Annotated in this window: 16 protein-coding genes; 5 read left to right on the forward strand and 11 right to left on the reverse strand. The window is 50.2% G+C overall.

Going from position 1 to position 19,559, the window contains the following annotated elements; genetic code table 11:
• Positions 1–95, reverse strand: a 95-nt coding sequence (locus tag ACFQNF_RS05375; RefSeq protein ID WP_380186918.1) for a transposase, incomplete at its 3' end; no start/stop codon positions are given.
• 82 nt (positions 96–177) lie between these two features.
• Between ACFQNF_RS05375 and ACFQNF_RS05380 the strand changes: the two genes are divergently transcribed.
• Together ACFQNF_RS05380 and ACFQNF_RS05385 are read left to right on the forward strand one after the other, a co-directional pair.
• A complete protein-coding gene (locus tag ACFQNF_RS05380) occupies positions 178–558 on the forward strand; it encodes a hypothetical protein (RefSeq protein WP_380186705.1) in 381 nt (126 codons plus the stop codon).
• A 744-nt stretch (positions 559–1,302) separates the two neighbouring features.
• Positions 1,303–1,920 carry a hypothetical protein gene (locus tag ACFQNF_RS05385; protein ID WP_380186706.1) on the forward strand — a complete coding sequence of 206 codons (618 nt, stop codon included), beginning with the start codon at positions 1,303–1,305 and terminating at the stop codon, positions 1,918–1,920.
• A gap of 307 nt (positions 1,921–2,227) precedes the next feature.
• Here the strand turns inward: ACFQNF_RS05385 and glmS are convergent, their stop codons facing one another.
• Positions 2,228–4,045 (reverse strand): glutamine--fructose-6-phosphate transaminase (isomerizing), encoded by a 1,818-nt coding sequence (gene glmS, locus ACFQNF_RS05390; protein WP_380186708.1) that lies wholly within the window; start codon positions 4,043–4,045, stop codon positions 2,228–2,230.
• A gap of 415 nt (positions 4,046–4,460) precedes the next feature.
• Between glmS and ACFQNF_RS05395 the strand changes: the two genes are divergently transcribed.
• On the forward strand, positions 4,461–4,931 hold the full coding sequence (locus tag ACFQNF_RS05395) for an Lrp/AsnC family transcriptional regulator (protein ID WP_380186709.1): 471 nt from the start codon (positions 4,461–4,463) through the stop codon (positions 4,929–4,931).
• Between the two features lie 367 nt (positions 4,932–5,298).
• On the opposite strand, the gene ACFQNF_RS05400 is transcribed toward ACFQNF_RS05395, so the two are convergent.
• The 5 genes from ACFQNF_RS05400 to ACFQNF_RS05420 form a co-directional block, all read right to left on the reverse strand.
• Positions 5,299–5,748, reverse strand: a complete 450-nt coding sequence (locus tag ACFQNF_RS05400) for a nuclear transport factor 2 family protein (protein WP_380186710.1) — start codon at positions 5,746–5,748, stop codon at positions 5,299–5,301.
• Positions 5,749–5,769: 21 nt separating this feature from the next.
• Positions 5,770–6,708, reverse strand: a complete 939-nt coding sequence (locus ACFQNF_RS05405; protein WP_380186712.1) for a DUF4349 domain-containing protein — start codon at positions 6,706–6,708, stop codon at positions 5,770–5,772.
• Positions 6,709–6,927: 219 nt separating this feature from the next.
• The gene (gene loiP, locus ACFQNF_RS05410; RefSeq protein WP_380186713.1) at positions 6,928–7,683 is read right to left on the reverse strand and encodes a metalloprotease LoiP; all 756 of its coding nucleotides are present in this window, start codon (positions 7,681–7,683) and stop codon (positions 6,928–6,930) included.
• A gap of 416 nt (positions 7,684–8,099) precedes the next feature.
• Positions 8,100–9,473, reverse strand: coding sequence for a hypothetical protein (locus ACFQNF_RS05415; protein WP_380186714.1), 1,374 nt, complete (start codon positions 9,471–9,473; stop codon positions 8,100–8,102).
• 9 nt (positions 9,474–9,482) lie between these two features.
• On the reverse strand, positions 9,483–11,633 hold the full coding sequence (locus ACFQNF_RS05420; RefSeq protein WP_380186716.1) for a CHASE2 domain-containing protein: 2,151 nt from the start codon (positions 11,631–11,633) through the stop codon (positions 9,483–9,485).
• 578 nt (positions 11,634–12,211) lie between these two features.
• Between ACFQNF_RS05420 and ACFQNF_RS05425 the strand changes: the two genes are divergently transcribed.
• A complete protein-coding gene (locus ACFQNF_RS05425) occupies positions 12,212–12,646 on the forward strand; it encodes a FecR family protein (RefSeq protein ID WP_380186718.1) in 435 nt (144 codons plus the stop codon).
• 57 nt (positions 12,647–12,703) lie between these two features.
• The gene (locus ACFQNF_RS05430) at positions 12,704–13,267 is read left to right on the forward strand and encodes an OmpA family protein (RefSeq protein WP_380186719.1); all 564 of its coding nucleotides are present in this window, start codon (positions 12,704–12,706) and stop codon (positions 13,265–13,267) included.
• A gap of 76 nt (positions 13,268–13,343) precedes the next feature.
• Here ACFQNF_RS05430 and hutH read toward each other — a convergent pair whose 3' ends face one another.
• From hutH to hutI, 4 genes are all read right to left on the reverse strand, one after another.
• Entirely contained in the window at positions 13,344–14,879 is a 1,536-nt protein-coding gene (hutH, locus tag ACFQNF_RS05435; RefSeq protein WP_380186721.1) for a histidine ammonia-lyase, read from the reverse strand.
• A gap of 293 nt (positions 14,880–15,172) precedes the next feature.
• The gene (gene hutU, locus ACFQNF_RS05440; protein ID WP_380186723.1) at positions 15,173–16,843 is read right to left on the reverse strand and encodes a urocanate hydratase; all 1,671 of its coding nucleotides are present in this window, start codon (positions 16,841–16,843) and stop codon (positions 15,173–15,175) included.
• Positions 16,844–17,049: 206 nt separating this feature from the next.
• Positions 17,050–17,979, reverse strand: coding sequence for a formimidoylglutamase (hutG, locus tag ACFQNF_RS05445; protein ID WP_380186724.1), 930 nt, complete (start codon positions 17,977–17,979; stop codon positions 17,050–17,052).
• Between the two features lie 222 nt (positions 17,980–18,201).
• The gene (gene hutI / locus ACFQNF_RS05450; protein WP_380186726.1) at positions 18,202–19,425 is read right to left on the reverse strand and encodes an imidazolonepropionase; all 1,224 of its coding nucleotides are present in this window, start codon (positions 19,423–19,425) and stop codon (positions 18,202–18,204) included.
• Positions 19,426–19,559: the final 134 nt, after the last annotated feature.

Raw genomic sequence — 19,559 nt, forward strand, 5'->3', positions numbered from 1 at the left:
CCGTGCTCGCGGCACAGATCAGGAACGGTCGAACCGGCTTCAGCTTGCTTTAAAATCGCCATAATCTGGCTGTCGGAATAACGTGCTGCTTTCATGTAGAAGCTCCTCAAAGACTGCGAGAAAATTCTACTTAAAAATGAGCTGGTTTTGTGGGGGGATTACCACCTGACTACTCTGATGGCCGATGAACTGGTGCCAATAGTTGCATACCTACAGTTCCGAGAAACGGCATTATCGAAAGAATATAACAATGCCCTACACACTGCTCTAGAGAGCATAAGAGTTCGTCTGGCAAGCATTCAGCAGTTGGCAGAACGATTGCAAACTACAGGTACTTCAATTGATTATTCGTTCTCAGCGAATACAGAGATTGTGGAGGATCGTCTGCAAAATCTTATTGCCTTGATTCGTGCCAAGAAGACAGCCGAGATTGAGCCATTGCCAGAAGATTGGCGGCAAACCATCCTGCAAACCTTTAAGACCATTGAGGATTTCTACATAGTCGAGCCGCAAGATCTGCTCAACAAGATGCAGTACATCTCCATCAAAGCCAACTAAGTACGAAGTACCATACTACAAAAATCCCTAGAATCTCTGCAAAAGATTCAACGAGAGAACGACGCTGCCAATAGAGCAAGCGAAAAGGTCAAGAAGCTGCGCGAAACCCTAGAGAGGGTAGAGCGTACCTATTCCGACCACACCATCTCAGAGATCGAACTAATTTTCCATATTTATAGTGGACGGCTCATACAGAACTACCAACGTGGTTTAGGCTTATTCATCGAGAGTCGCGAGGGCAAGCAATTACGGTTTCTGACCGCAGAAAAGTCTGATCATGATGCCGTACTTTCCATGAGTTCTGGGCAGGTCTCAGCACTCAGCTTGGCCTTCTTCTTGTCTCTGCATAAGGTGTACGCCAATGTCCCTCTGATACTCATCGATGATCCCTCTCAATCTCTGGATGAAGTGAGCGTGGCATCCCTAACCGACCTGCTTCGTTGCGAACTGCAGCATCGTCAGCTAATCGTATCGTCGCACGAGGATGATATCTCATCATACATGCGTTACCGCTTCACTAAGGCGGGGCTAAAAACCAGTTCACTAAATATGCAAAGATTGGCTAAAGAAGCAACCTAACAACTGTCTTCATGGTCTTCTGCTTGGAACTCTAGCCTAGAGGTTGCCAGCTGTGTGGTGGTATTTAGCTGAGAGCCTCTGGCAGTTCGTCCAATTGCGTTACAACTCAAAAATTGTGCGAAGGAATTCGGACTTCAATGCAATCCTGGCAAAGTAAAGCAAGCCTTGCTCAGTGATCTTGTTATCGCAAAATTTGGCCGTGAATGGCTACATGCCGTAGTGCCTAAACTGGCAGTCAAGCCTGAAGGAGAATGGTTTAATCCAATCGATGGAGTACTGTACTGCCAGACTAATTCATCTAATACGGTAGCTTACTTAATCGCTGCTAGTGCCTTGTTCGAAACATTTGATCAAGCCATGTTCGCACTCGAAAACAACAGTGAAGCAGAGCTGACGGTAAACTACCGAAAATCCGTCAACATTAGCAAAAACGAATTGATCAAACGTTATGCAGCGACGGGAGGCGATTATCGAGCTACAGCAGAACAGTTTCCGCAGATCAATGACTTCGTTGTACGACAACGTCTGCAAACTCTTGGTTTACCAAACTTTAGTGGCCGGAATCATTTCAATTTGCAGCAAGCTGCGATCGCGTTTTATCTGGAAGAAAAATCACTGATTGAATCCGCAACGGTATTCGGTGTTCCGTTGCAACAGCTTGAAAGTTTAGTGCGCAATGCGGGCTGCGGCTTTGCCAAGGTGCTTGCGATGATGGCGCAGGATGGTGAGCGGCGTTATTTTAATAAAACACAGCAAAATCTGCCGACAGTTTGCTTGGGATAATCCTCCTCACTGGCGCAACTATAAAAGCCAAAACCTAGTTGAAAGGTACTCGTTCTAGTTTGACACTTGAGCAGCATCTATAGGCTGATTTGTGCTGATCTGTTCTCGCCGCGAAAGTGCCAATTTAGATCAATGCAACCCCAGAGCAGTTTTTGTAAGCTATTTTTACGACTTATAAAATGCCCCTTCTTTGCAAGGGGCATTTTTGCTGGATTCTATTTCACGACTATATTAGACAATTCACGACTTTAATTGCCAAGTTACGACTTTAATAGGTCGGAATAAGAGTAAAAACTAAGCATCCCCCTCACTCCACCGTCACACTCTTAGCCAAATTCCTTGGCTTATCTACATCCGTGCCGCGTGCCAGTGCGGTGTGATAGGCCAGTAGTTGTAAGGGCACGGTGTGCAGGATGGGGGAGAGTAGGCCGTAGTGTTCGGGTAGGCGGATGACGTGGACGCCTTCGCTGGCGGTGATGCGTGAGTCGGCGTCGGCAAACACGTACAGCTCACCGCCGCGGGCGCGTACTTCTTGCATATTGGATTTTAGTTTTTCGATCAGGGTGTCGTTAGGGGCCACGGTGACGACGGGCATTTCTTTGGTCACCAGCGCCAGCGGGCCGTGTTTTAGCTCGCCAGCTGGGTAGGCTTCGGCATGGATGTAGGAGATTTCTTTCAGCTTAAGCGCGCCTTCCAGAGCAATCGGGTAGTGCAGGCCACGGCCTAGGAAGAGGGCGTTTTCTTTGATGGCAAATTGCTCGGCCCATGCAATGATTTGCGGTTCCAGCGCTAGCACGGCGCTGATGGCAACCGGCAGATGGCGCATGGCTTTGATGTGTTCGGCTTCTTGCTCGTCGCTTAATCTGCCTTTGATTTGTGCTAAAGACAGTGCCAGCAGGAAGAGCGCCGCCAATTGGGTGGTAAAAGCCTTGGTGGATGCCACGCCGACTTCTACCCCCGCATGGGTGATATAGGCCAGCTCGCATTCACGCACCATGGCGCTGGTGGCTACATTGCAGATGGTCAGCGTGTGCAGCATGCCTAGGCTACGGGCGTGTTTTAGCGCGGCAAGCGTGTCGGCGGTTTCGCCGCTTTGGCTGATAGTCACGACTAGGCTTTTAGGGTTTGGCACGCTATCGCGATAGCGATACTCGCTGGCGATTTCTACATTCACCGGAATTTTGGCGATGGATTCAATCCAGTATTTGGCGGTTAGCCCGGCGTAGTAGCTGGTGCCGCAAGCCAGAATCAGCACCGAATCAATGTCTTTAAAAATGCCGTAGGCTTTGTCGCCAAATAGCTCGGGCATGATATTGGTGACATTTTCTAAGGTGTCGGCAATGGCGCGTGGCTGCTCAAAAATCTCTTTTTGCATGTAATGGCGGTAAGGGCCAAGCTCGGCACCGCCGCTATGGGCGTGAACGGTGCGAACTTCGCGCTGCACCGATGTGCCTTGGCTGTCTACAATCCAGCATTTTTGCAATTGCAGATCAACGACATCGCCTTCTTCCAGATAAATAATCTGGTCGGTCGTGCCCGCCAAGGCCATGGCATCAGAGGCAATAAAGTTTTCACCTTTGCCTACGCCCACAATCAGGGGCGAACCTAAGCGTGCGCCCACCACGCGGTGCGGCTCGTCGCGGCAGAATACGGCGATGGCAAAAGCACCAGTTAAGCGTTTCACTGCTTGTTGTACGGTTTCAAACAAATCGCCTTGATAAAGATGATCGATCAGATGCGCGATCACTTCGGTATCGGTTTGGCTTTCAAATACATAGCCGGCTGCGGTTAACTCGGCGCGTAGCTCTTCATGGTTTTCGATAATGCCGTTGTGCACCAGCGCAATCCGCTCGCGCGAAAAATGTGGGTGAGCATTGGCCGATGAAGGCACGCCGTGGGTGGCCCAGCGGGTGTGGGCAATGCCGGTAAAACCCGCTAAACCAGTTTGATCGATTTGCGCTTGCAGCTCGGTCACGCGGGAAGTGCTGCGCGAGCGTTGTAGCTTGCCATCCACATGCAAGGCCACGCCGCAGGAATCGTAGCCGCGGTATTCAAGCCGTTTAAGCCCTTCTAGCAAAATAGGGGTGATATTACGTTGGGCAACTGCACCGACAATACCGCACATAGAAACCTCGGGGGATGTGATAAATGGGAAGGTTGTAAATCATGTAGGGCGGGTGAAACCCAATCCAATCAACTTAGGGGTAAAGCAAAGCTTGGTTTTGCGTAGGGTGTGCAAGTCGTTTTTCTTGCGCACCGTTCTCGGTGCGCAACGACTTCGTCGTTGTACACCCTACGAATGCCGAATTAACTTATGACTTAAGCCTAAGTTGATAGGATTGAGGTAAAACCCGCCATGTTTAAGAATGATGATCTCAAAATGGTGGGTTGCACGCCCTACAGAATAAATGAAGCAATCTCTCTATCCTAAATGGTTTGATGTGAATATATCTTTCAAAATTTAATGTATTATGAAATAAATAGATAACCATCTATTCGTATGAATTTTTATTTCATTTTTATAAAAATTGTGAACTTTTATGACATCGATCACGGCATTAGATGAGCTGGATAAACGGATCTTGCAACAATTACAGCAAGATTCTTCATTAAGTAATCAGGATCTGGCCGCCAAGGTACATGCCTCGCCGCCAACCTGCTTGCGCCGAGTGAAGCGATTAATGGATACGGGTGTGATTGCCAAGCAGGTGGCAATTTTAGCGCCAGAGAAAGTTGGCGCAGGCTTAACTGCCATCGTTGAAATCACGCTGGATGTGCAAACATCAGAAAAGATGCAGGAGTTTGAGTTGCTCGCCGCAGCAGAAAAAACCGTGCAGCAATGCTATCGCGTCTCGCCAGGGCCGGATTTTGTGCTGATTATTCAGGTGGCGGACATGAACGCCTATCACCAGCTAGCCCACCGCCTTTTTGCCACCCAATCGAATATCCGCAATGTAAGAAGCTTTTTTTCGATGTTTAGAAGCAAGTTTGAGACGTATTTGGCGTTGTGAGTTTGCGGAATAAACCTTTTAAAGCAAAAAGATCTGTAGACACAGAGCTAAAAAGAGCACACAGAGAAAAACAGAGAAAAACAGAGCTATTTTAGGGTTTTCTCCGTGTTCTTCGTGTGCTTACTGATCTCTGTGCCTACAGGTTTAAGGTTTATAGGTGCTGATTCGCTTGTTGGTGTGGATATTTTTTTCGCTTTTTTAAAGCGCTATAAGACGGTTTGGTATTTGACGTAGTCAGATATTCAGACAGTGTAAGCAGAGTGGTGATCGAGTAGGTGGATTGTGGCTGGCATCGTTATCCAGACCCAGCGCGGGTTGATAAATCTAACCCGCCCTACAAGACTGATTCAGAGCTTATTCAGCCCTATTATTTAACGCTTACTGGTTTGGCTTGCGCGTTAAATGATTTGTGGGTGATTTTCCATTCGCCATTGATTTTTAGTAGTGCCATATAGTCTACAAATTTGATGCTTGGGTAATCGAGCATGACTTTGGCGATGGCGGCATCGCCTGTGGTGTCGATGATTTCAAAGCTGCGTTTGCGTTGTGCTTCATCGTTGGCGGCTTTGCCGGTAAAGCGCCCGGCGTATTGCTCTACGCTCCATGAAATTAAATTGCCGCTGATATAGTCAACGATTTTTGCATCACTCGTAAATGCTTTACGTACAAAATCTGCGTTTCCGGTTTCATGCGCCCGAATATAGTTTTGCAATGGCAGCTTTGCGGCTTCTAGCTCAGTGTCTTGTGCAAAAACAAACGGTGCAAAAACCATTGGTGCCAGAAAAACAGGCATACATAAAATGAGCTTGAGTTTCATATCGAGTATGCCTTTATGGATTTATTCTTCTGCTTTAGTAACGGGTGCTTTTTTCGCTTTTCTAGATCGGCGTAGCAATAAAACAATTGCAGCAAGCACTAGCCATAAAGGCCAGATTTTCATCAGCTCTATACTGGTATCCAGCCCCCAATACCAGCCAGTTTGAATGGCTTTACCAAGGCGGTAGAAGAAATTCGGGCGGGCTTGTTTGATGATTGCTTCTGTATCGCTGACTTCTGCCTGATTGATTTGAGATGCTTGATCTAGAAATAAAGTGATTTTGCTAAAGGCCACTTGGTCGGCAAATTCTTTTTCCAGAATGATGGCCTGGTCTCTGGCCTGTTTGCTGCTGTCTTGCGCATCAATCGCGATGGCTTTATCTTCCGCATTGCCACTGCCCTTGGCGGCTTTACCCATTTGGCTTTGTGTTTCTTGATTACGGCGGATGCCTAGTCTTTGTTTGAGTAATTCAAATTGTGCATCTTGGGCAAGGAAAGTGCGTTCATTTAAAAAAATGATTTGCCCGGCCATTTGGCGTAGAAACTCCTGAGTTTTTTCGCTGGGCACTCGAATAATCAGAGCACCGGTGACGGTGTGCTCGGTGAGTTTCATTTTTTTATTGTCGCTAATTGGCTCAAAGTGAATTTGGGCTATTTCTGATTTAATTGCATTTTTTTCAACAAAGCCACCCATCTGGGCGGCGATATCTTCAATGATCAGTGCCGATTTATAAACGTCTTTAACTTGAAATCTGGCATCGGCAGTGCGAATAAACTGGCGGGTGCTATCGCTATAGGTGTTGGCACTGGAGCTGAGTTGTTCTTTAGTGCTTACTGGCGCGGAATCTGCCGCCGATTCGGCAATGGCACTTGCTGCGGGCATTTCGCCCATTTCTTCTCTTTTACCGCAGGCACTGAGCAGGACGATAGTAAGGCATAGAAAGAGCGTTTTGATCTGCAAGGCTATATTTCCTAATGGTTTTACGATTTTTTCGGCAGGCTGACGCGTAGCATACAGATAGATATATTGATTGGGCAGAAAATAAAGTGGCCGTGGTTCTTATGTGCCATTTATCAAGAAAAGATAAATTCGAGCAGAGATTTATAGGGAGAGATGGGGCTTGTGGTGAGGGCGTTTGCAGCAGATGCAAACACCCTCACCATTGCATACGTTTAGCGGTTATTTGCCGCTGGCAATGCGGTTTTGAATGTTTTTAGCACGATCAGCAGATGCCGGGTGCGAGCTCAACATGCTGTGCTCACCACCACCTAGTTTTTCCAGCTTTTGGAATGCCGTGGCGAGGGCTTCGCGGTTTAATTTTTTCTGAGTTAATACATCAAAAGAGAAATTATCTGCATCTGATTCTTGCGATTGCGAGAATTGGGCATTAATCAAGCCTTCAGTAAATTCACCTAAATCAGAGCCATTGAGCTGAGCCACGGTGGCATTGCCGGATGAGCCCGCTGCGGTGCGGGCTGCGGCAACCGCGTAGGCGGCTTGCATGGCTTTTTTGGAGTGGCCCAGTGCCACATGGCCCATTTCGTGGCCCACTACGCCAATCACTTCGTCGTCGGTCATCAGATCCATCAGGCCGCTGTAGACGCGGATGCAGCCATTGGCCATCGCCCATGCGTTTACATCATTGGTTAAATACACTTTGTAATTAACAGCCTGCCCGTTGATATCAGTGCCCAGTTTTTTGGCAATAGCATCCATGCGTTTGCTGTATTTATTTTTAGCGGGTGCAATTTTTGAACCGGAATCGCTTTGTACGCAAGCTTGGTTGGCCAGTGATTTGACATCGGTATCTGATAGCGTAGCGGCTTGAAATGCTTGCTCGCCTGCTTTGATAAGGCCGCCAAGATCAAATGCAGAGGCAGCAGGGGCTAGTAAGCAGGTAAAGAGGCCAGTCAGGGCGATAGAACGCAGTTTCATACAAACTTCCTTAGTTAGTTAAATAAGTGTATTGCTCAAAATAACCACTTGTTTTGAGCAATGATTGATATCACGCGGCCATCCGTGTATTTACAAAAAACGTGCTGTGATTGGGCAATGCAGTCGTGGCGAGTAGTACCGGGCAGGTTGGGAATTGCTCCCCTTTCCTGATTGACTTAGCAACACACTGTTTTTGGGTAGTGCCTGATCAATTCACCATTCTGATGGCATAGATGGCGCAAGGCGTGCTTTATAACTCTGTAAGTGTGTATCTGTAAATAAGTTAAGGACATTATTATTTTTACTTACGTTTATAAACAATAATAGCAGCCTCTTCGGGCTGCTATTGATTGAAAATGGATGAAGAAGTGCGAGGGCTAGGGCGCTTCTCCATCTTGCTGCTAAAAAGCGCTGGATCAGTGCTGCGCTTCAGACAGCATGTCGTGCAGTGCTTGCAAGCCCGCCTGCCGCGAAGCCGCAATATGCATGCAGGCTTGGATAATCGACATAACCAAATTGCGATCCAGACTTTTGAGAAAATCTTCCGGCGATAATTGACCAGAAAAAAAGTGCCGTGCCAGAGACCAGGCTTGAAATGTGCCCTGATGGCCTAGGCTGCGATAGAGATAGGCGGTGAGTGGGGAGGCATTCAGATCAGAGTAGGTTTCCTCTGAGCGGCCTTGCTCAAAAATTTGCAACAGTGCCGGGCGAACATCGCTGGCCGTATGGGCTGGCGGAAGAAAATTTTCGGCCCGATCTGGCGCGCTGCTTATGCCGTGAATGTCACCCAGAAACATCGATACCGGGCAATCGCCGCCAGTTGCCAGGGCCAGCGCTTCAATCAGGGCGACGGAGGTGAGTTTGGCGGCCAGAAAATCACAGGAAAAAACAATATTCCTACGTGCCGCTTCGGTAAGCCGTTGGTATTCCACATCGCTTGGCAGATCGGCATATTGGTGAAAAACAACTTCTGCTTTAAGTCCGTGCAGAAATTCCTCCATCCGCAATAAGGCCATTCGATAGTCTTGCAGGGTGTAAACACCTACCGTATTGAGTGGGGTATTGGCTTCTTCGATGAGCAGCCAAGTTGCGGATAAGAATTTACCGGGGTTGGGCTCCGCAAAGCCAGCTACATCAATATTGCTCAGGCTTATCGCGTCTTGCATCACTTGTGCAAGGTATTCATCGGCTTCTGCATCGGTGAGCTCCGTAAGCCATTTTTTGCTTTGAATGCTTACTTTTTCTGCCAGCAGGTCAGAGCAATCTTTGCCATGTTCATCAGATCCCCGGAAAGGGATCGTGGCTTCAATGCAGGCCACAATGGCAATCAGATCGCTCATAGGTAAATAGGGCTGCATCAGCCTGACAGCGACAACGGCACTTAAAAACTCATTCATTCCCCCATAAAGCGGCAGCGCCTGATGGGGCTTGAAATTAAAAATATCGGCACACATGATCAGTGCGTCATTATTTAACTCTTGCAAAATAAAGCCGCCATTTTCGATATGGCATACCTTGTTGAGCAAGGGGGCTATTTTTTTGGGGAAGCTGCCATCCAGTTGGTAATACACCAGATCATGAAAAAGCGCCGCAAGCTGTGGCCTGGCGCTAAGGTCTTCGCAAAGCTCGAATACATGCGCCGCGGTGTGGTATTTGCGTGTTCTGTTTTCCATCACACGGTGTATCAGCACGGCTAAGTGCTCGATATCAGGCATCGTGATGGATACCGATAGCTGGGCAAAAGCATCGCTAAAGATTTGGATAAAGCGGTTGATTTTTGCGGTGCTCATTGGGGCCTCTTACTTTTCTGCCATAACAATCAGATCGCCTTTTTCGCCTTTACTAAGCCGCTGATGGTGCAAAGCAAGCAAGGGATCATGGGGGTAGCTTAGGGCAAGATCGCTAAAATCGCTGGCGGCGCTCGATACTTCCTGAGCCATGGCCTGGTAGGCGCTGCGATACAATTCTAACGGTGCATAGTTTGCTAAGCGTGCTTCGGTGAGCGGCTCAAATACCTGTAGTGCCCGGTTTTTTCCCTTGAGAACAAGGCGGCCAACAGGGCGTACTAAGGCGTCCGGGCAGCCCGATAGTGTAGCTTCAGATAAGCAGATATGGGTGCCTAGGTGTTTGTTTACGCTCTCTAATCGCGCCGCGGTGTTAACTGGATCACCCAATGCTCGATAATCAAAAATAGTAGAGCCACCAAAGTTGCCCACGATGACTTCCCCTGAATGAATACCAATTCGGGTTTTGCCAAACTGAAAGCCTTTTGCCTGAAGTGTGTCGGAGTAGTTGCTGGCAAAAGCATCCATTTCCATGGCGCAACGAAGGGCGCGGGCGCGGTGATCGGCTTGTGTAAGCGGCGCGGAGAACATAATCGCCACCGCATCGCCCACAATTCGATCCAGCGTGCCTTCATGTTTAAAGGCAATGGCGATCATCTGATCAAGATAGTCGTTTAGCAAAGTAACGGCCTGAGCAGGGTCGATGCTCTCCATCAGGCTGGTAAAATCGGCTAAATCAGTAAAAATAAAGCTGCATTCTTGCCGGCGTCCGCCCAGTGCCATTGAATCTGGGTGCTCGATCAGATGGCTGACCCGGTTGGGGGATACATAGCGGGAAAACGCTTGCTTAATCCAGCGCTGCTCACGCTCGCTCATCCAGTGATGCAGCAGGCTGCCAAGGATAAAGGTAGAGGCAAAAGCCAATGCAGGCGTTACGGTGTTGATAAGCAGCGTGTGCTCACGAAAGGCATACCAGCCACTAAGCAGTACCAGCGCCAGCAAGGCCAGCGTGGTGCTGGCCGCAATCAGTGCCCGGCTGCGCGTTGCAATCAGGCCGATAGCTAGGCAACCCACTAGGGTGGTGATGATTTCGGCAATGCTAGCCCAGCCGGGGCGCTGCAAGATATGGCCGCTCGTAATTTGCTCCAGCAGCTGAGCGTGTGCTTCTACACCGGGCAAAATACGGCCAAGCGGGCTAAAGCGCAAATCCATTAAGCCCTGTGCCGAGCTGCCAATTAAAATCATTTTGCCTTTAAGTTGCTCCGCAGGAATTTGCCCTGCGATCAGCTTCCAAGCCGGTAAATAACGTTGGGGCGACTCGCGTGAGTAATGCATCCAGACTTCGCCACTGCGGGTGGTTGGAATCTGAAACCGGCCTATTTTTATTTCGCTGATGCCCAGTGCCTGCGTTTTTAAAACATAATTTTGAGCGCCCTGAGCCACTCGCAGAATTTCTGCTGCAAGGGTGGGGACAGGCTCGTCTGCTAATTGCAATAAAAGAGGAATCCGCCGCACTACGCCATCGTTGTCTGGCACAAAATTAAGCGCGCCATTGCCTTTGGCTGCACTTTCGAGCTCTGGCCGTGCAAGGATGGCACTTTGAAAAGTGTGCAGCCAGCTCGTGGGGGGCGGGCCTGCGTAGATATAGCGAAATGGGCGATGGCTGAGTGCGGTAGAGCTTGCCGCGCTGAGTTCACCGGTCAGTGTGCCACGCTGCACAGTAAATCCCAGTACAATATTGGCCTTGCTGATGCTTTGTGCAAAGGCCTGATCGTGGTCGGGCAGAGCTTCAAGCTCGCTACGTAAAGGGCCTTTAAGTGACCAAAGATCGGCCATTGCCCGTGGTGCAGTACGATCTGCCTCAGCAAAAACCACATCAAACCCGATGGCAGCTACACCTGCACTTTGCAATTGATCTGTTAATTGAGCTAATCGCGTACGTGGCCAAGGCCATTGGCCAAGGCGGCGCAGGCTTTCATCATCAATATCAATAATGCGCACCGCTGTGTTGAGATTGATGCGCGGATACCAGCGCTGATATTGATCAAATAGGTTGTTGCGTAAGGATTGTAGTGGTGATGCATCTGTTAATAGCAGCGCTAAGCCTAAAAAAGCAGAGGCGAGCGGGAGGAAAAAACCAAGGCGTTTGAGTGATTGATTGATCATGGTTTGTTTTTAGTGGGGTTTTCTTACGCCAAGAGCGAGCTGATATTCAGCTTAGTTTATTGTTAGTCGAGAGGCCTAGGGTCTGTTGATGTTTCATTCACAATTGCGCTTAGGCGGAAAATGGCTAGGCACAAGGCATGCGACGAAGGCAATAACGGGTTATTTCCGAGGAGCATAACGCAGTGGATAGCCATTTTCCGCCTAAGCCCTTCGGGTTGGCTACATTTTTGGGGCTGCACTGCGTTAAAAATCGCTAATGGTACTGGTGCCATGTCGCAATTTTTGCCTTGTTCAGCCCCAAAACTGCAGCCAACGCAGCCGTGAATGAAGCGTCAACAGACCCTAGTAAAAGCCATACTTCATCTGTAATCGGTATAGCGTAGTCTGCTTGGTGGCAGTGTGTGTTTTGGGGCTTGATTGAATAAGCAAAATATACCTTAGATCTGCTGAATTTAACCGTTTGGAGCAAGTTGCTTACGGCTGTCAGCATGCTAGGGAGATGGGTATTAAACGTTGATTCATGCGTGTTAAGCTGACAATGTTTCATACCTGCTCATCAGTGTGATGGAGGAGAAGTGATGTTTAAATTATCTTTTATGTGTGGGCTGCTATTATCCTCAGCGAGCTGGGCTGCTGAAACGCCTATTGCCTATGTGAAAAACGTGATGGGTGAGGCTTCAGTGACGACGGCAGGCAAGGTAGTGAAAGCCGAAGTAGGTACTGCAGTGCAGCAGGGCAGTATTTTGAAAACGGGAGCAAAAAGCAGCATGGGCCTTACTTTTAAAGACGAAACAGTGATGTCTTTTGGCCCCGATACTGAGCTTACTGTGGATGAGTATCTTTATGCACCGGCTCAAGGTAAGTTAAAAATTGTGAGCATGCTGGCTAAGGGAACGATGAACTATGTTTCTGGAATCATCGCTAAATTGCAGCCGGATGCCGTCGCTATTCGCACTCCTGCCGGCATGATTGGGGTACGGGGCACACAGTTTTTGGTGAAAGTTGAGGAGTAATACATGCCTTTGAATCATATAAATGGGGCTAGGTGCCCCATTTCATTTTTGATGTTCATGATGTTTACTGCGGTTTTATTGCTGCAAGGGTGCGCATCGAATTCTTATATCGTTTTGCTTGAAAATCCTGATGGGCGCACCGGCGAGGTGGTGATTAAAGGAGATAAAGGCGAGCAAGCGATTAAAACGGCAGGCCATGGTGCGCTTCTTGACGGCTCTGAAGCACCTGCCGCAATTGATCAGGAAAAAATCAAAGAGGATTTTGGTGATGCAATGGCAGCCCGGCCTAAAATACCGCGGCATTACCTGATTTATTTCCAGGTTGATACCATGCTGACCCATGAATCTGAGCTGTTGCTGCCAGAAATTATTGCTGAGGCCACAAAATGGCCAGCGGTGGACATCTCGGTGCTGGGGCATACCGATACATTGGGCAAGGCTGAGGTGAACGAACAGCTGGCCTTGGTACGCGCCACTCTGGTTGCAGAAATGCTGAAGCAAAAGGGGCTGAAATATAATTCGCTGACGGTAGAATCGCACGGCGAGCGCAATTTATTAGTATTAACGCCTGATGAGGTGCTTGAGCCTAGAAATAGGCGAGTTGAAGTATCTATTCGCTGATGTTTGGTAAGCTTTAAATAAAAGCCCGCTTCTGTATAAGAAGCGGGCTTTTTTATTGGAACTAGATTGCTTCGCTTTAAACCGAAGGCAGTAGACCCGGTAGGCTGAAGTGGTTGTAAGCCGCGCGGCTGATCAGGGCCGCTGCTTTTTCGATGTCGGGTGCAAAGTAGCGGTCTTTATCGTAGAAAGTCACCTCGGCGCGTAGCAGCGCTTTAGCGGCTTCAAGCTTGTCCGATGCCTTGTTTGGCGCTCTGAAATCAATCCCTTGGCAAGCTGCGAGTAATTCCACCGCCAGAATACCTGCCGTGTTTTCGTTCATGTCTTTAAGGCGGCGCGCAGCAAAAGTGGCCATGGAAACATGGTCTTCCTGATTGGCGGACGTAGGCAGGCTGTCTACTGATGCGGGGTGAGCCAGCGATTTATTTTCAGAAGCCAGCGCCGCGCCGGTCACTTGGGCAATCATAAAGCCAGAATTAACGCCGCCGTTATTCACGAGGAATGCGGGTAATTTAGATAGATTATTGTCGATCAACAGGGCCATACGGCGCTCAGACAGCGAGCCGATTTCGGCAATCGCTAGCGCTAGATTATCTGCAGCAAAGGCCACTGGCTCGGCGTGGAAATTACCGCCAGACAAAATCACATTATCGTCAGAGAAAACCAGCGGGTTATCCGATACGGCATTGGCTTCTACCAACAAAGTTTCTGCCGAATTGCGGATTTGCGTCAGACATGCACCCATCACCTGTGGCTGGCAGCGCAATGAATAAGGGTCTTGCACCTTGCCGCAGTTGGCGTGGGCTTGTGAGATTTCGCTAGCATCCCCAAGCAAATCACGATAAAACGTCGCCGAATCAATTTGCCCAGCATGGCCACGCACCGCATGAATACGTGCATCGAATGGCGTGCGGCTGCCCATGGCGGCTTCGACCGATAAGCTGCCTGCTACAGACGCGGCGATAAATAAGTCTTCAGCAGCAAATAAGCCTTCTAGCGCAAAGGCGGTCGATGCCTGTGTGCCGTTCAATAATGCCAAGCCTTCTTTGGGGGCGAGCACGATAGGATCAAGGCTGGCGGCTTGCATCGCAGCCGCGCCAGTGACGCGTTTGCCATCGACAAAGGCTTCGCCTTCACCAATCAAAACCGCGCTCATATGGGATAGCGGTGCCAAATCACCCGATGCGCCCACCGAGCCTTTTTGCGGAATCACTGGATAAATCTGATGGTTAAACAGGGTGATCAGCGCTTCGATCACCGAGAGGCGAATGCCGGAGAAACCACGCGCCAGCGAGTTGATTTTCAGCGCCATCAGCAAACGCACCGTGCCGTTTTCCATCGGCTTGCCGATGCCCGCAGCGTGTGAAAGCACGATGGAGCGTTGCAGCAGCTCAAGTTCTTCAGTGGCGATTTTGGTGCTGGCGAGCAGGCCAAAGCCCGTGTTAATGCCATACACCGTGCGCCCTTCAGTTAGAACACGTGCCACGGTAGCGGCTGCGGCATTGATGCCCGCATGCGCCGAGGCGTCTAGGCTAAGGGTGATGCTTTCATCACGGGCAATCTTGCGTAAATCAGCAAGCGTTAATTGGCCGGGCTTGATATTGAATGTGCTCATTGTGTGATCCAGTGTGTTTGTATTTGTAGGATGGGTGGAGCCTGTTTTTGGCGATACCCATCAATAGGCTTGCGATGGGTATCGCCGTAAAAACATCGGCTCCACCCATCCTACGAACTAAAAATTCTGTAGACACAGAGACCAGTGAGAACACAGAGCACATGGAGAAAAACAAAAGAAGAGATTAAATTTGATCTTTATGTTCTTGTCAGTACTCTTGGTTTTCTCCGTGTTCTGTTTTTTAACTCCGTGTGCTCTGTGTCCACAGATCTTAGGGTTTATTGTTGTTGTTTTTACTTCAACATCGGCAAATCTAGGCCCTGTTCTTTAGCGCAGTTTTTGGCGATGTCGTAGCCTGCGTCGGCGTGGCGCATGACGCCGGTGCCGGGGTCATTCCACAATACTCGGCCTAGGCGTTTGGCGGCGGCGTCTGTGCCGTCAGCCACAATCACTACGCCTGAATGCTGAGAAAAGCCCATGCCTACGCCGCCGCCGTGGTGGAGCGACACCCACGTTGCGCCGCCAGCAGTATTGAGTAGCGCGTTCAAAAGTGGCCAGTCGGATACGGCATCCGAGCCATCCAGCATGGCTTCAGTTTCGCGATTCGGTGAGGCTACCGAGCCAGAGTCGAGGTGATCGCGGCCAATGACGATAGGCGCTTTTAGTTCGCCATTTTTAACCATTTCATTAAAGGCCAGCGCAAGGCGAGCGCGATCTTTCAGGCCTACCCAGCAAATACGCGCTGGCAAGCCTTGGAAGGCAATGCGTTCACGCGCCATATCCAGCCAGTTGTGCAGATGTGGGTTATCCGGGATCAGCTCTTTGACCTTGGCATCTGTTTTGTAAATGTCTTCTGGGTCGCCAGATAGTGCTACCCAGCGGAAAGGGCCGATGCCTTCGCAAAACAGCGGGCGCACATAGGCGGGCACAAAGCCGGGGAAGTCGAATGCATTTTTTACGCCTTCTTCCAGCGCCATCTGGCGGATGTTATTGCCGTAGTCAACGGTTGCCGCGCCACGCGCTTGTAAATCCAGCATCGCTTGCACTTGCTTAGCCATTGATTGCTTGGCGGCCTTGGTGACGCCAGCCGGATCGCTTTTTTGCGCCTCGCGCCATTTGGCAATATCCCATCCCTGTGGCAGGTAGCCGTGTACAGGGTCGTGCGCTGAAGTTTGATCGGTGACGACATCGGGGGTAATACCACGGGCAACCAGCTCAGCAAACACATCGGCCGCATTGCCTAATAGGCCAACGGATACCGGCTTGCCGGTCTCTTTTGCATCAGCCACGATGGCTAGCGCTTCATCCAAGGTGGTCGCTTTGCGGTCTACATAGCGCGTCTTTAGGCGGAAATCGATGCGGGTTTCATCGCACTCTACGGCGATCATCGAAAAACCAGCCATGGTTGCGGCCAGCGGCTGAGCGCCGCCCATGCCACCCAAACCGCCAGTCAAGACCCAACGCCCCTTGGCTACACCGCCAAAATGCTGTTTGGCCATCGCCACAAAAGTCTCATAAGTGCCTTGCACAATGCCTTGGCTGCCGATGTAAATCCAGCTGCCTGCGGTCATCTGGCCGTACATCATCAGGCCTTTTTTATCTAACTCGTTGAAGTGCTCCCAATTAGCCCAGTGAGGGACCAGATTGGAGTTCGCCAGCAGCACACGCGGTGCGTCGGGGTGCGATGGAAACACGCCAACCGGCTTGCCTGATTGAATCAGCAGCGTTTGATCGTCATCCAGCCGGGTGAGTACTTCCAGAATCTTGTCGTAGCATTCCCAATTGCGCGCCGCACGGCCAATCCCGCCGTAAACCACTAAGGATTGCGGATACTCGGCCACTTCGGCGTCGAGATTATTCTGAATCATGCGAAAAGCGGCTTCAGTCAGCCAGCTTTTACAAGTCAACTCGCTACCGCGTGGCGCACGAATAACGCGGGAAGGATCATGGCGTGGGTCAGTCATGGTAATGGCTCCGGTTGATGAAGGAAGGTCAAAAAGGTCTGTACAGAACTTAGGTTTTTAAAAAATTGAAAGTCAAAAAGGTCTGTAGACACAGAGAACAGTGAGGACACAGAGCACACAGAGAAAACCATAAGGATTTTTTATGTTTTCTCAAGGTTTTCTCTGTGTTCTGTTTTTAAGCTCCGTGTTCTCCGTGTCTACAGATCTTAGGTTTTTAAAGGTTTTAAACTTCTGCAAATCGCCCATGCCAGTCTAGCGGCGGCTTTTGCGCCGTGGCTGTCGGTATCAAACAGCGGGTTGAATTCCACTAGGTCTGCTGCGACGAGTTTTCCGCTTGCCGCAAGTAGTCGGCTTAGGTGCTCGATTACGCTGATTTCTACGCCAAAGCCTGCGGGGGCGGAGACTGCAGGCATTTGCGCTGCGGGCAATACGTCCAAATCAATCGTCAGATAAACCACATCGACTTGATCGATAAAGGCTTGCAGCTGCGCCTCGGTTTCTGTCAGCTGCCACGGTGTCATTTCGGTGTCGAGCCGCCATGAGGCTTGTACTTGCCGCGCTTTATTAAACAGCGCCTCGGTATTGGCGGTTTCGGCCACGCCCATGCAGAGGTATTGAAAACTTTGGCCACGTTTGGCACATGCAGCGGCGATCTGGGCAAAGGGTGTGCCGGATGTGGCTTCGCTTGCTTCGCGCAAATCAAAGTGCGCGTCGAAATTGACAATGCCGATGCGTTGGCTTGGGGAAGCGTTGGCAATGCCCAGCCAGTGGCCGAAAGCCGTTTCATGCCCGCCGCCGAGCACCAGCGACAAATGACCCGCTTGGATGTTTTGGCTTACCGCAGCAGCTAGACGTTGATGAGCGGCATCTAAATCACCATCCTCACAGACCACATCCCCAGCATCATAAAGCGGCAGAGTGGGGTGATAAGCCAGATTCGCCAGCGCCTTACGCAAAGCCACCGGCCCAGCCACAGCACCCACCCGCCCCTGATTGCGGCGCACGCCTTCATCACAGGCAAAGCCAAGCAGGGCAATGCCTGCGGGCTGATTAGTAGATAGGGGCTGCACAACTTGATGCCAGCGCCGAGCTGCATCCCCTTCAGCAGTATCAATACGCCCAGTCCAAACGGTCATGGTTATATCCTCTTCAATCTTCAACTTCTAAAAATTCTGTAGAAAAACCTAAGGTCTGTAGACACAGAGATAAATGAGAACACAGAGCACGCAGAGAAAACCTATGAGAAAAAAGAACAACTATTCATTCTGGCCTTATTGCCTTTCTTCTCGTTTTTCTCCGTGTTCTGCTTTTTAACTCTGTGTTCTCTGTGTCTACAGATCTTGGGTTTGGTCTACAGCTTAGCGGCCTCTAAATACCCGCTGTTTGAGCAGAGGCGTGCCTAGGCTGTAGATGATTTCTGCCGGATGATCGATGTTCCAGACTAAAAAGTCTGCGACAAATCCTGCGGCTAGTTGACCGTGGGTTGCTGCGCGCCCCAGTGCTTGGGCTGCGTGACGGGTGGTGCCGGTGAGGGCTTCTTCGGGCGTTAAGGCAAATAGCACACAGGCTTGGTTCATCGCCAAACGGATGGAGGCGAAGGGGCTGGTACCGGGGTTTAGATCCGTCGATACCGCCATCGGCACGCCTGCAGAGCGGAGCGCTGCAACAGGGGGCTTTTGTGTTTCGCGTAAAAAGTAAAACGCGCCGGGCAGCAGGACTGCCACTGCGCCAGCGGCGTGCATCGCGGCAATGCCTGCGTCGTCTAGGTGCTCGATATGGTCAGCGGATAAGCCATTAAACTCGGCCACCAGCGCCGCGCCGTGCAAATTAGACAGTTGCTCTACATGGCCTTTTACACGCAAGCCATGCGCGTTGGCCGCTTCAAATACGCGGCGGGTTTGGGCCGGGCTAAAGCCGACGCCTTCGCAGAACACATCCACCGCTTCGGCCAAATCTTCGCTGGCGGCGGCAGGCAGGATGCGATTAATTACTTCATCGATATATGCGTCACTGCGGCCCGCAAATTCAGGCGGCAGGGCATGGGCGGCGAGTAGGGTAGGGGCGATTTCTACCGGATGATCTTCGCCAAATTGGCGGGCTACGCGCAGCTGTTTTAACTCATCATAAAGACGCAGGCCATAGCCGGATTTAATCTCCAGCGTGGTAACGCCCTCGTTTATCAAGGCCAGCAGGCGAGGCAGGCTTTGTGTTGCGAGGCCGGCTTGCGATAAATCACGCGTGGCGTTCACCGTGGAAACAATGCCACCCCCTTCTGCGGCAATTTGCTGGTAAGGCACGCCCGTCAGGCGCTTTTCCCATTCAGCCGCGCGGTTGCCGCCATAAACCAGATGGGTATGGCAATCAATTAGACCTGGGGTAATCCAAGCGCCAGCCACATCGATAATTTCTCCTCTGCCCGCAAACTCGGCCAAGGCTTCGTCCTGCGGCAAAATCGCATGGATTTCTTCACCTCTAATCCATAGGGCATGGGCATGCAGCGCTCCATAAGCAGCTTCATGCTCAGGGGATAGGGTAGCAAGGCGGGCGTTAATCCAAAGCGATTCTGTAGTGTGGGTCATCATCGGCAGTCGGCTGTGTAATTGTATATACATTTACGCATTTTGCTGTTGATGTCAAGCAGGGAAAGGTCTAATGAGGTAGAACTTATGGCTGACCTGCAGGGTGGCGAGGTGTTTTTGTATAGACAGATGAGGCG

The sequence above is a fragment of the Iodobacter arcticus genome (assembly GCF_042664895.1).
GTDB lineage: Bacteria > Pseudomonadota > Gammaproteobacteria > Burkholderiales > Chitinibacteraceae > Iodobacter > Iodobacter arcticus.